At 64.6% G+C, this 12,756-nt stretch carries 9 protein-coding genes; 7 read left to right on the top strand and 2 right to left on the bottom strand.

Annotated elements, in window-relative coordinates:
• Positions 1-3 precede the first annotated feature (3 nt).
• Positions 4-1,251, bottom strand: coding sequence for a cytochrome P450 (locus tag U8330_RS11030; RefSeq protein WP_323105329.1), 1,248 nt, complete (start codon positions 1,249-1,251; stop codon positions 4-6).
• A gap of 254 nt (positions 1,252-1,505) precedes the next feature.
• Between U8330_RS11030 and U8330_RS11025 the strand changes: the two genes are divergently transcribed.
• The 7 genes from U8330_RS11025 to U8330_RS10995 all read left to right on the top strand — a co-directional run bounded on the left by U8330_RS11025 (position 1,506) and on the right by U8330_RS10995 (position 12,122).
• Positions 1,506-2,387 carry an endonuclease/exonuclease/phosphatase family protein gene (locus U8330_RS11025; protein WP_323105328.1) on the top strand — a complete coding sequence of 294 codons (882 nt, stop codon included), beginning with the start codon at positions 1,506-1,508 and terminating at the stop codon, positions 2,385-2,387.
• Positions 2,388-2,395: 8 nt separating this feature from the next.
• A complete protein-coding gene (locus U8330_RS11020; RefSeq protein ID WP_416236843.1) occupies positions 2,396-3,952 on the top strand; it encodes a phospholipase D family protein in 1,557 nt (518 codons plus the stop codon).
• Positions 3,953-4,103: 151 nt separating this feature from the next.
• A complete protein-coding gene (locus U8330_RS11015; RefSeq protein WP_323105326.1) occupies positions 4,104-4,736 on the top strand; it encodes an ATP-dependent Clp protease proteolytic subunit in 633 nt (210 codons plus the stop codon).
• Positions 4,737-5,081: 345 nt separating this feature from the next.
• The gene (gene clpX / locus U8330_RS11010) at positions 5,082-6,359 is read left to right on the top strand and encodes an ATP-dependent Clp protease ATP-binding subunit ClpX (protein WP_323105325.1); all 1,278 of its coding nucleotides are present in this window, start codon (positions 5,082-5,084) and stop codon (positions 6,357-6,359) included.
• 435 nt (positions 6,360-6,794) lie between these two features.
• A complete protein-coding gene (gene lon, locus U8330_RS11005; RefSeq protein WP_323105324.1) occupies positions 6,795-9,212 on the top strand; it encodes an endopeptidase La in 2,418 nt (805 codons plus the stop codon).
• Positions 9,213-9,440: 228 nt separating this feature from the next.
• Positions 9,441-9,713, top strand: coding sequence for a DNA-binding protein HupB (gene hupB / locus U8330_RS11000; protein WP_323105323.1), 273 nt, complete (start codon positions 9,441-9,443; stop codon positions 9,711-9,713).
• Positions 9,714-9,914: 201 nt separating this feature from the next.
• On the top strand, positions 9,915-12,122 hold the full coding sequence (locus tag U8330_RS10995; protein WP_323105322.1) for an esterase-like activity of phytase family protein: 2,208 nt from the start codon (positions 9,915-9,917) through the stop codon (positions 12,120-12,122).
• 80 nt (positions 12,123-12,202) lie between these two features.
• Here the strand turns inward: U8330_RS10995 and U8330_RS10990 are convergent, their stop codons facing one another.
• Positions 12,203-12,667: a MarR family winged helix-turn-helix transcriptional regulator gene (locus U8330_RS10990; RefSeq protein ID WP_323105321.1), complete on the bottom strand. Its 465-nt coding sequence runs from the start codon at positions 12,665-12,667 to the stop codon at positions 12,203-12,205.
• Between the last annotated feature and the right edge of the window lie 89 nt (positions 12,668-12,756).

The raw sequence follows: 12,756 nt of genomic DNA, 5'->3' as shown, positions 1-12,756 counted from the left end.
CTCTCACCACGCCAGATCGAGCCGCTCCAACCCATGGAAATGCCAGCTGTCTCTAACGTCCGGCGCGCAAGCGAGGCGGAGGCTGGGGAGGCGTTGGAAGAGGATGGGGAGGGAGAGGGCGAGTTCGAGACGGGCGAGGGGGGCGCCGATGCAGAAGTGGATGCCGGCGCCGAAGGAGAGGTGAGGGCCCTCGTCGCGCGCAGGGCGGAAGGCGAGCGGATCGGTGAAGCGGCGCGGGTCGAGGTTGGCGGCGGCGAGCATGAGGCCGATCTTCTCGCCGCGGCGGAGGATGATTCCCTCGTCGAGCGTTACGTCGCTGAGCGCATAGCGCTGGAACAGATGCAGGGGGGCCGCATAGCGCATGCACTCCTCCACCGTCCGGCTTGTCGCGGCGGGATCGGCGAAGAGCGGAGCGGGGTCGAGCCCGTGGGAGAGAATGGTCGACACCGCATTGCCGAGCTGGTGAACGGTCGCCTCATGCCCGGCATTCAGCAGCAGCACGGCGGTGGAGATCAGCTCGTCCTCGGTCAGGCGCTCGCCATCCTGCTCGGCGGCGATCATCAGGCTGAGGAGATCGTCGGCCGGCTGGCGGCGCTTGGCGGCAACGATCTCGCGCAGATAGGCGGCAAACTCGGCCGAGGCCTGGTTGGCTTCGAGCTGGGTCTCGTGACTGGGGTTGAAGACGTACATCTTGACCATGCTGTGCGACCAGTCGAGCAGCTTCGGCCCCATTTCCACCGGCACGCCCAGCATGCGGGCGATCACGGTGACGGGAATGATCTCGGCATAGGCCTTCAGGAGCTCGACCTTTCCGTCCTTCTCGAACCCGTCGATCAGACGGTTGGCGAGCGCTGCGATCTCGAGGCGCAGGCCTTCGATCTGGCGGGACACGAAGGCGCGGTTGACGAGCGTGCGCAGGCGCGTGTGGGCCGGCGGCTCGAGCTCCAGAAGCGAAGCAGCCTCCAGCTTGTCGAAGTCGGCGAGATGCGGCTCGGGCGCCGGCAGGCCAAGCTCGTCCCGCGTCGCGACATGCAGGATCTGGCGGCCGAAGCGACGGTCCCGCAACAGGGCATTCACCTGGTCATAGCCTGCGAAGAACCACTGCGCCTGCTCTTCCCAGTAGAAGGCCGGCGCGGCGGCGTGCAGGGCGGCATAGGTCAGGTGCGGGTTGCGAAAGAAGGCCGGGTCGTGGACGTCGAGCGAGACGCGCCGGGTGTGAGCGTCGATACGGATCGGGGAGGTTACAGGCATGGAGGGCTCGTCAACTGGCGGGGCGGCGGCATGGGCCGTGCAGTGCGGCGGACGGTGCCGGGCAGGGCGCGCGGAGTCAACCGGGCGTGTCGCTCGGTCCCCGGGGTTCGGCGGGATTTAAGACGTGATGCCCATGTGCGCGGGGGCGGCGGCTGCGCCTGCGCGCCCGCGATCCGAAAGGTCCTTCGCCCTTGTCAGTCCGGGCGGGCTCGCTATCTGATGAACGGCGAGACCAGGAGTTGCCGGACCCTTCGATGACCATGCCGCCGAAAAGCCTTCCCGCCGGAATCATGGCGGCCATCCGTGCCCGCCGCGTGCCGCTTGGCGGGCATGAGGCTTCGGCCGAGCGACGGGCGGACCGCCCGGGCGATACGCTGATCGCCTCCTACAACATCCACAAATGCGTCGGCATCGACAAGCGCTTCGATCCCGGCCGGATCGCCGAAGTGATCCGCGAGATCGATGCCGATATCGTCGCGCTGCAGGAGGCCGACCAGCGTTTCGGCGAGCGGGCCGGGCTCCTGGATCTGGAACGGCTGCGGCGCGAGTGCCATCTGGTGTCCGTCCCGATCGCCGCCTTTTCGCCGAAGGGCCACGGCTGGCACGGCAATATGCTGCTGCTGCGCGAAGGCTCGGTGGGCAAGGTGGCGCAACTCAAGCTGCCGGGCGTGGAGCCGCGCGGGGCGCTGGTCGTCGATCTCGATCTCAAGCAGGGACCTCTGCGCATCATCGCCGCGCATTTCGGATTGCTGCGCCATTCGCGCGGCCAGCAGGCCCGCGCGATCCTGAAGGCGATCCAGGAGGCGGAGGCGCGGCCGACCATTCTGATCGGCGATCTGAACGAATGGCGGATCGGCAAGCGCTCGGCGCTCAGCATGCTGAGCCCGGTCTTCGATCCCGCGATCGCCGTGGTGCCGAGCTTTCCCTCGCGTTTCCCCGTCCTTGCGCTCGACCGCGTGATGGGCAGCCCGCACAATCTCGTCGTCCATGTCGAGGCGCATAACACCGCCCTGTCCCGCATGGCGTCCGACCACCTGCCGCTCAAGGCCTTCATCGACCTCAAGGCCGCGCAGGCCGAGCGTGCGGCGGAGCGGGCCGAGGATCGGCCGCCCTCCATTTCGCTCTCCGGCGCCTGATGGACGCGATGGAGCTTCTGTTCCCCGTTCTGCTGACGCTCGGCCTTCTGGTCGTGGCCGGTACGGCCTATGTCTATAACCGCTTCAGCCAGAAGGATTTCGGTCTGCCGTCCTCGGCCTTGCCACCGGTCGAGGGCGAGACCGAGATCGACCGGCGCGCTCTTCCGCTGCTCAAGGCACAGGACGGCATGACCGGCGCCACGCTGATCTCCGACAATGTCGATGCCTTCGCGGCACGCGCCATTTCGGCGCGCCAGGCGGGCCGCAGCCTCGATCTGCAATATTACTACTGGCGGCGCGACTTGACCGGATATCTGTTGGCGCAGGAGGTGATTGCGGCCGCCGACCGGGGCGTGCGGGTGCGCCTGCTGCTCGACGATATCAATGCCGGACTGCACGATGCGCTCTGCATCGCCCTCGATGCGCATCCGAATATCGAGGTGCGGCTCTTCAACCCCAGCCGGGCGCGCACCGACAAGCTGCGCCGGGCACTGGAGATGATGCTGCGGCCGCTGCGCGCCACGCGGCGCATGCACAACAAGGCCTGGATCGCCGATGGCCGGCTGGTGATCGCCGGTGGCCGCAATATCGGCGACGCCTATTTCGACGCCGCCGAGCAGGCCAATTTCCGTGATCTCGACATGTGGATGATCGGACCGGCAGCCGAACAGGCCTCGACGATCTTCGACGACTACTGGAACAGCCGCATGGTGCTGCCGATCGGCTCCCTCCGCACGCCGCGCCGGCATTTCCTGCCGCGTCTGCGCCGCAAGCTGGCGCGGATCGCCCGCAAGGCGGATGCCCGCCACTATCTCGCTCATGTGACCAGGGCCGAGCAGACGGCAGCGCTGTTTCATGGCGAGGGAACGCTGCGCTTCACCCGCGACGTGACCTTCAAGAGCGACCCGCCTGAGAAGGCCTTCATGGAGCGGCGGCAGAACTGGCTGATGCGCGCGCTCATGCCGACGATCACCGGAGCGAAGGACGGTCTGCGCATCATCTCGCCCTATTTCATTCCCGGCGAGGAGGGGGTGGCGCAACTCACGGCGCTCACGGAACGCGGGGTCGATGTCTCGGTTCTGACAAATTCGCTGGCGGCGACCGATGTCGCGGCGGTGCATGGCGCCTATCGCAATTACCGCAAGGCGCTGCTGCGGGCCGGGGTGACGCTTTTCGAGCTGAAGGCCGTGCACGAGCCGACAGAAAGCCAACGGATCTCGCTCTTCGGCTCGCGCGGCGCCAGCCTGCATACCAAGGCCTTCACGATCGACAGGCAGACCGGCTTCGTCGGCTCGATGAATTTCGATCCGCGCTCCGCCTCGCTGAACACCGAGATGGGCGTGCTCTTCAGCCATCCCGAACTCGTGGCCGACGTCGATGCCGTCTTCGACATGGAGGCGGGGCCGGCCGGCAGTTTCCGCGTCGCGCTCGATAGCGGCAGCCTGGTCTGGCACGAGGCAGGCGACGACGCGGCACGCGTGCTGACCCGCGAGCCGGAGGCAGGTTTCTGGCGGCGGGTGACGGCCCGCATCATCGGCGTGCTGCCGATCGAATCGCAGCTGTGAGCACCCCGAAGCGCCGGATGCGCGATTTACCTTATGCCGCGGGATCGACTTGAAGTCGGATGCACCGACACTCTATGTATGAGAGGAGCTATGACTTTCATGATTCCGGTGTGCGGAGGGTTTCGCGCATCTTTTTGGACGAAGGGCTGACATGAGAAATCCCGTTGATACCGCCATGGCACTCGTGCCGATGGTCGTCGAACAGACCAACCGCGGCGAGCGGTCTTACGACATCTATTCGCGCCTTCTGAAGGAGCGGATCATCTTCCTCACCGGCCCGGTGGAAGACCATATGTCGACGCTGGTCTGCGCCCAGCTTCTCTTTCTGGAGGCCGAGAACCCCAAGAAGGAAATCGCGCTCTACATCAATTCGCCGGGCGGCGTCGTGACCGCCGGCATGGCCATCTACGACACGATGCAGTTCATCAAGCCGGCCGTCTCGACGCTCTGCGTCGGCCAGGCCGCCTCCATGGGCTCGCTGCTGCTCGCCGCCGGCCACAAGGACATGCGCTTCTCGACGCCGAACGCCCGCATCATGGTGCATCAGCCCTCCGGCGGCTTCCAGGGCCAGGCGTCCGACATCGAGCGTCACGCGCGCGATATTCTGAAGATGAAGAAGCGCCTGAACGACGTTTACGTCAAACATTGCGGCCGCACCTATGAAGAGGTTGAACAGACGCTCGACCGTGACCATTTCATGACTTCGGACGAGGCGCTCGCCTGGGGCCTGGTCGACAAGGTGATCACCTCGCGCGAAGCGATGGAGGCGGCCACCGAGGCCTGATCCCCGCACATGCCGGCCGGGGCTGAACCAGGCTCCGGCGGGCCAAAACTGAGAATGTCCGCGGAATGATGTAATTGTGACACAATTCTCCGCCTCAAAGGACTTTATCCGCGGATCAAAGCCGGTAATATCAGCCGTTAATGCTATGTTGAGTAATGAGGCCCTAGCATTCGGTTTTCGGTGGGAGAGTCGTTGCCACCGGTTGGCGCGCTCCATGCGCTGAGCCGGTTCGTACTCCCGAAAGCGAAGCACCCTGACGCCTGATCGTCGCGCCAGTTTGCGGAGCGGTATGAGTGGTCCGTTGCGGCCCGTCGGGGACGCGCGGCATGCTGGAAGGAAATGAACATGAGCAAAGTCAGCGGAAGCAACGGCGGTGACTCCAAGAATACTCTCTATTGCTCCTTCTGCGGCAAGAGCCAGCATGAGGTCCGCAAGCTGATCGCAGGACCGACGGTCTTCATCTGCGACGAATGCGTCGAACTGTGCATGGACATCATCCGCGAGGAGAACAAGACCTCGATGGTGAAGTCGCGCGACGGCGTGCCGACACCGCAGGAGATCATCAAGGTCCTTGACGAATATGTCATCGGCCAGCAGCAGGCCAAGCGCATCCTGTCGGTCGCCGTCCACAACCACTACAAGCGCCTGGCCCATGCCGCCAAGGGCTCGGACGTGGAACTGGCGAAGTCGAACATCATGCTCGTCGGCCCGACCGGCTGCGGCAAGACCTATCTCGCCCAGACGCTGGCGCGCATCATCGACGTGCCCTTCACCATGGCCGACGCAACCACGCTGACGGAAGCCGGCTATGTGGGCGAGGATGTCGAGAACATCATTCTGAAGCTGCTCCAGGCTGCCGACTACAATGTCGAGCGCGCCCAGCGCGGCATCGTCTATATCGACGAAGTCGACAAGATCAGCCGCAAGTCCGACAACCCGTCCATCACGCGCGACGTGTCGGGCGAGGGCGTGCAGCAGGCTCTGTTGAAGATCATGGAAGGCACGGTCGCTTCGGTTCCGCCGCAGGGCGGGCGCAAGCATCCGCAGCAGGAATTCCTGCAGGTGGACACGACCAACATCCTCTTCATCTGCGGCGGCGCCTTTGCCGGGCTCGACAAGATCATCTCGGCCCGTGGCGAGAAGACCTCGATCGGCTTCGGTGCTGCGGTGCGCGCCCCGGAAGATCGCCGGGTCGGCGAAGTGCTGCGCGAACTGGAGCCGGAAGATCTGGTGAAGTTCGGTCTCATCCCGGAATTCATCGGCCGTCTGCCGGTGCTGGCCACGCTCGAGGACCTCGATGAGGCGGCGCTGATCCAGATCCTGTCGGAGCCGAAGAACGCACTGATCAAGCAGTATCAGCGGCTGTTCGAGATGGAAGACGTGGAACTGACCTTCCACGAAGACGCCCTGCGCGAGATCGCCCGCAAGGCGATCGTCCGCAAGACCGGCGCCCGTGGCCTGCGCTCGATCATGGAGAAGATCCTGCTCGACACCATGTTCGAGCTGCCGACGCTCGAAGGCGTGCGCGAAGTGGTGATCTCCGACGAGGTGGTGAAGGGCTCTGCCCGTCCGCTCTACATCTATTCGGACCGCGCCGACGAAAAGGCCAACGTCTCGGCCTGATCGTCCCATCAGATCGCCAAGCTTACCCAAAGGCCTGCGCCCAGCGCGGGCCTTTCTCTTTGCGCGGCTACGGCTGCTCCTTCGCGAAAGCCAGAGCTTCCGCCACCACAGCATTTCGCGATTGCTAAATGACGGTGCGCGGTGAATGATGGCAGGCGGACCGATGGCGGGCGAGGCCGAGTCGGGGCAGGGCGTGACGTGTGCCGCCGGCCGTGGCGCAGATCGCATCCGGTAAGGTCCGCGACAGGCTGCTGCCATCTAGTGGTCGATGGACCCGTGCCATCCGGCCGGTCCGGTGAAGGGCCTGGGACTTCGTCGGACGCGGGTTGAAATGCGCCGCCGCAATCGCCACCTTTGCGTGGAAACGAATGACCGGAAGCACCCTTGACCTGCTTTTCGGTAACGCTCCCGGCAACGGGACGGAAAGGAACTGACATGACGAGCAAAACGTCTCCGGCTGCCGAAAGTGCGACCTATCCGGTTCTGCCGCTGCGCGACATCGTGGTTTTCCCCCACATGATCGTGCCGTTGTTCGTGGGCCGCGAAAAGTCGATCCGCGCGCTGGAAGAAGTCATGGGCACCGACAAGCAGATCATGCTTGCCACCCAGATCAATGCCAGCGACGATGATCCGGAGCCGTCCGCGATCTATCAGATCGGGACGATCGCCAATGTGCTGCAATTGCTGAAGCTGCCCGACGGCACCGTCAAGGTGCTGGTCGAAGGCCGGTCGCGTGCAGAGATCGACGGCTATACCCGCCGCGAGGAATTCTACGAGGCGATGGCGCATCCGCTTGCCGAGCCGAAGGAAGATCCGGTCGAGATCGAGGCTCTGTCGCGCTCGGTCGTCTCCGAGTTCGAGAGCTATGTGAAGCTCAACAAGAAGATCTCTCCGGAAGTCGTGGGCGCTGCCAGCCAGATCGAGGACTACTCGAAGCTGGCCGACACGGTCGCCTCGCATCTCTCCATCAAGATCGTCGAGAAGCAGGAAATGCTGGAGACGACGAGCGTGAAGGCGCGCCTTGAAAAGGCGCTCGGCTTCATGGAAGGCGAGATTTCCGTTCTCCAGGTCGAAAAGCGCATCCGTTCGCGGGTCAAGCGCCAGATGGAGAAGACCCAGCGCGAATATTACCTGAACGAGCAGATGAAGGCGATCCAGAAGGAGCTCGGCGACGGCGAGGAAGGCCGCGACGAGATGGCCGAACTGGAAGACAAGATCGCCAAGGCCAAGCTCACCAAGGAAGCCAAGGAAAAGGCCGATGCCGAGCTGAAGAAGCTGCGGCAGATGAGCCCGATGTCCGCGGAAGCCACGGTCGTGCGCAACTATCTCGACTGGCTGACCGGCATTCCGTGGAACAAGAAGTCGAAGATCAAGACCGATCTGAACGCGGCCGAAAAGGTGCTCGAGCACGATCACTTCGGCCTCGACAAGGTCAAGGAACGGATCGTCGAATATCTCGCCGTCCAGGCGCGTTCGGCCAAGATCAAGGGCCCGATCCTGTGCCTCGTCGGACCTCCGGGCGTCGGCAAGACCTCGCTCGCCCGCTCGATCGCCAAGGCCACCGGCCGCGAATATATTCGCATGGCGCTGGGTGGCGTGCGCGACGAGGCCGAGATCCGCGGTCACCGCCGCACCTATATCGGCTCGATGCCCGGCAAGGTCATCCAATCGATGAAGAAGGCCAAGCGGTCCAACCCGCTCTTCCTGCTCGACGAGATCGACAAGATGGGCCAGGACTTCCGCGGCGATCCGTCTTCCGCACTGCTGGAGGTGCTGGATCCGGAACAGAACTCGACCTTCATGGACCACTATCTGGAGGTCGAATACGACCTTTCGAACGTGATGTTCATCACGACCGCCAACACGCTGAACATTCCGGCGCCGCTGATGGACCGCATGGAAGTGATCCGCATCGCCGGTTACACCGAGGAAGAGAAGCTGGAGATTGCCAAGCGGCACCTGCTGCCGAAGGCGATTGCCGATCACGCGCTCAAAGCCCAGGAATTCTCCGTCACCGACGGGGCGCTGACGGCGGTCATTCAGACCTACACCCGCGAGGCGGGCGTCCGCTCCTTCGAGCGTGAGCTGATGAAGCTCGCCCGCAAGGCGGTCACCGAGATCCTGAAGGGCAAGGTCGAGAAGGTCGAGGTCACGGCGGAAAACCTGGCCGACTATCTGGGCGTCCCGCGCTATCGCCATGGCGAAGCCGAACGCACCGACCAGGTGGGCGTGGTCACCGGTCTTGCCTGGACCGAGGTCGGCGGCGAGCTGCTGACGATCGAAGGCGTCATGATGCCCGGCAAGGGCCGCATGACGGTGACGGGCAACCTGAAGGACGTGATGAAGGAATCGATCTCGGCCGCGGCCTCCTACGTCCGCTCGCGCGCCATCGATTTCGGCATCGAGCCGCCGCGCTTCGACACGAGCGACATCCACGTGCATGTGCCGGAAGGCGCAACGCCCAAGGATGGCCCCTCGGCCGGTGTCGCCATGGCAACCGCCATCGTCTCGATCATGACCGGCATCCCGGTCAACAAGGACGTGGCCATGACCGGCGAGATCACGCTGCGTGGTCGCGTGCTGCCGATCGGCGGGCTGAAGGAAAAGCTGCTCGCGGCGCTTCGTGGCGGCATCAAGAAGGTGCTGATCCCGGAAGAAAACGCCAAGGACTTGGCGGACATTCCGGACAATGTGAAGAACAATATGGAGATCGTTCCGGTCTCGCGTATTGGCGAAGTGCTGGAGCATGCGCTGACCCGCATGCCGGTGGCGATCGAGTGGGATCCGGCCAAGAATGCCGCCCCCCTCAAGCCGACCGAGGCCGACGAAGCAGCCAGCGGCTTCGCGCATTGACGCACTGCAGCGGGGCAGTCATGCCCCGCTCTCAAGCCCGCCCTAGCGTGGGCGGAGACGGATAATTGGTGGAAGACCGGCCTGCGGGCCGGTTTTTTGCGTAAAAGGCCGCGCAAAGCCTTGCATTCCGGGACGTTCGGCGCGAAGGGGTTGCCAAGCCGGTGGCGTTCTCTAAAGGTGCCCCGCTTGAAAGCGACTCGTTTCGAACCAGTATGAAAGGGTGGAAACATGAACAAGAATGAGCTCGTATCGGCCGTGGCCGATAAGGCCGGACTGTCGAAGAACGACGCCTCCTCCGCTGTTGAGGCCCTCTTCGAGGTGATTCAGTCGGAGCTGAAGAACGGCGGAGACATTCGCGTCGTCGGTTTCGGCAACTTCACCGTCAGCCGTCGCGAAGCCTCCAAGGGCCGCAACCCCTCCACCGGTGCGGAAGTCGATATCCCGGCGCGCAACGTTCCGAAGTTCACGGCCGGCAAGGGCCTGAAGGACGCGGTCAACTAAGCCGCCTTTCGATCGCCCTGTCGCGCGGCCATCGGCCGCCGCAGTCGGGGCGGACACGGATCGATCTCCAAGGGCCCGGGTCTTTCCCGGGCCCTTTCTTGTTGACGGCAGGTGTCGGCGGACCGGTCTGTCATGATGCGTTTACGGCTCTGTCATCGCCCTGTCATGCGCGCGCCGCACAAGCGGCCATTCACGATGAGCATGAGGGGATTTCCGATGATCACCACCCGCACCGCCGCACTGGCCGCAGCGCTTCTGAGCTGCGTTGCCGCGCCGGCCTTCGCCGAGCCGGTCTTCAATCGCATTGCGGCCTTTCCGGTTGCCGACAACCTGCCGGCGGAGCTTGACTCCAAGACCGTCACTTCGGCCGAAATTGTGACGGCCAGCGAGGACGGCATGACGCTCGTCTATTCCGACAGCCCGCTGAAGGCGATCGGCTTCGTCGATATCCGCGATCCCGCCGCTCCCAAAGCCGGCGGCGTGCTGCGGCTTGATGGCGAGCCCACTTCTGTGGCCGTTGCCGGAGCGAAGGTGCTGGTGGCCGTGAACACCTCGGTCAGCCGCGCCAGCCCGTCCGGCCGTCTGGCCTCGGTCGATCTTGCCTCCAGGGCGGAGGCGGGTACCTGCGAGCTCGGTGGCCAGCCGGACTCCGTTGCGGTCAACAAGGACCGGACGCTGGCGGCCATCGCGATCGAAAACGAGCGTGATGAAGAGGTGAATGACGGCGCATTGCCGCAGATGCCGGCTGGCGATCTCGTCATCCTTCGGCTCAGTGACGGCGTACCGGACTGCGCCTCGATCCGCCATGTCGCGCTGACCGGCCTTGCCGAGATCGAAGGCGGCGATCCGGAGCCGGAATTCGTTTCCTGGAACGGCCGCGACGAGATCGCGCTGACCCTGCAGGAAAACAACCACATCGTCATCCTTGATGGCCGCAGCGGCACCGTGACCGCGCATTTCTCGGCCGGGACGGTCGATCTCGAAAAGGTCGATGCCAAGCGGGATGGCGCACTGTCTTTCACCGAGACCCTGAAGGGCGTGCGGCGGGAGCCGGATGCGGTGAAGTGGCTGGATGACGAGCGTCTGGTGGTTGCCAATGAGGGTGACTGGAAGGGCGGCTCGCGCGGTTTCACCCTCTTCGACAAGGCCGGCACGGTCCTGTTCGAATCGGGCGCGGCCTTCGAGCATGCGGCGGCAGCGATCGGCCACTATCCAGAGAAGCGATCCGCCGCCAAGGGGGTCGAGCCGGAAGGGCTGGAAGCGGCGACCTTCGGCGAGGACCGGCTGTTCTTCCTGCTCGCCGAGCGCGCGTCGCTGGTCGGCGTCTACAAGGACACCGGCAGTGCGCCTCAGCTTCTCCAACTGCTGCCTTCGGGCATCTCGCCGGAAGGCGCCGTGGCCATTCCCGCGCGCAACCTGCTGGTGACCGCCAACGAGGCGGACCTGGTGGAAGACGGCGCAGCCCGCTCGCATGTCATGATCTACGAACGCAAGGACGGCACGCCCGCCTATCCGCAGATCGTCTCGGCCGAGAAGGACGGCGCCCCGATCGGTTTCGGCGCCCTGTCGGGGCTGACCGCCGCAGCAGACAAGCCGGGCATTCTCTATGCCGTCAGCGACTCGGTCTATGGCGGCCAGCCGCGCATCTTCACGCTGGATGCCACGCAGACCCCGGCCGTCATCACCGACGCCATCACCATCACCCGCGACGGCGCGCCGGCGCAGAAGCTCGACATCGAAGGCATCACCGGTGACGGCAAGGGCGGGTTCTGGCTGGCGTCGGAAGGCAACAGCGACAAGCTGGTTCCCCATGCGCTGATCCATGTCGACGCCAAGGGCAAGATCAAGGCCGAGATCCCGCTTCCCGAGGCGCTGCGTGCCGCGGAAACCCGCTACGGCTTCGAAGGCATTGCCCGCGTCGGCGAAGGCGATGACGAGACGCTGTGGATGCCTGTCCAGCGGGAATGGAAGGACGATCCCAAGGGCGAGGTGAAGCTACTGGCCTACAAGCCGGAGAGGAAGGAATGGAGCGGCGTCCGCTATCCGCTGGATACGGTCAAGGGCGGCTGGGTCGGCCTTTCCGAGATGACGATCTCGGGCGACTATGCCTACTTCGTCGAACGTGACAATCTGATCGGCAAGGCAGCGCAGCTCAAGGCACTGACGCGCGTTGCGCTCTCGGCGCTCAAGCCGGCGAAACTCGATGGCGCCCTGCCGCTCGTCGCCAAGGAGCCCGTGCGCGACCTGCTGCCGGATCTCAAAGCCGGCCATGGCTATGTGCTCGACAAGGTCGAAGGCTTCGCGATCGACGCGGCCGGCAACGGTTTCGTGGTGACCGACAATGACGGGGTCGACGATTCCTCCGGCGAGACCATGCTCCTGCGTCTCGGCACCATGGCCGCGATGTAAGCGCCAGGCTGTCCAACAAAAACGAAAGGCGCGCGGGAGACCGGGCGCCTTTTATCCGTCGAGGGACAAAGCGAGGACGATCAGTCCGCCGGTGGCTCCTCGCCGCGCTGGCGGCGCTCGCGGATATCGTCGGCCTTCTCGACCAGGCGGCTGACGATCTCGTGCATCTGGTCGAGCTGCCGGTCGTCGAGCGCGGAGAAGATTTCCTCGATCAGCTGCCGGCGCGGATGCTCGGCCGCTTCAAGCGCGATGCGACCCATTTCGGTGATGGAAACGATCTTCGCGCGGCGATCCTCCGGGTCCGGCTTGCGCATGACCAGCTTGTCGCGCTCCAGCCCGTCGATCGCTTCGGTGACAGTGCGCGGCGCGAAGTTCAGCGCGCCGGCGATGTCGGTCGAGCGGCAGGGCCCGAGCTTGCACAGGAAGAAGAGGAACTTGCTCCGCGCCAGCGAGACACCTTCCTCGGTCATCGACTCGTTGATGAGGCGATGGACGCGGTGATAGAGCTCAAAGAGCTTGTCGGAGACTTCGAGAGGCCTTTTCATGGGGCTGACATGGAACTTGTGAGGGCCCATGTCAAATGGATCATGGCGGCTGCGCGCTGGGCGCAGGGCTGTGGTGCCGGCACCTTGAG

This window comes from Rhizobium sp. CC-YZS058 (assembly GCF_034720595.1).
GTDB lineage: Bacteria > Pseudomonadota > Alphaproteobacteria > Rhizobiales > Rhizobiaceae > Ferranicluibacter.
This window is presented reverse-complemented; position numbering and strand designations above follow the sequence as displayed.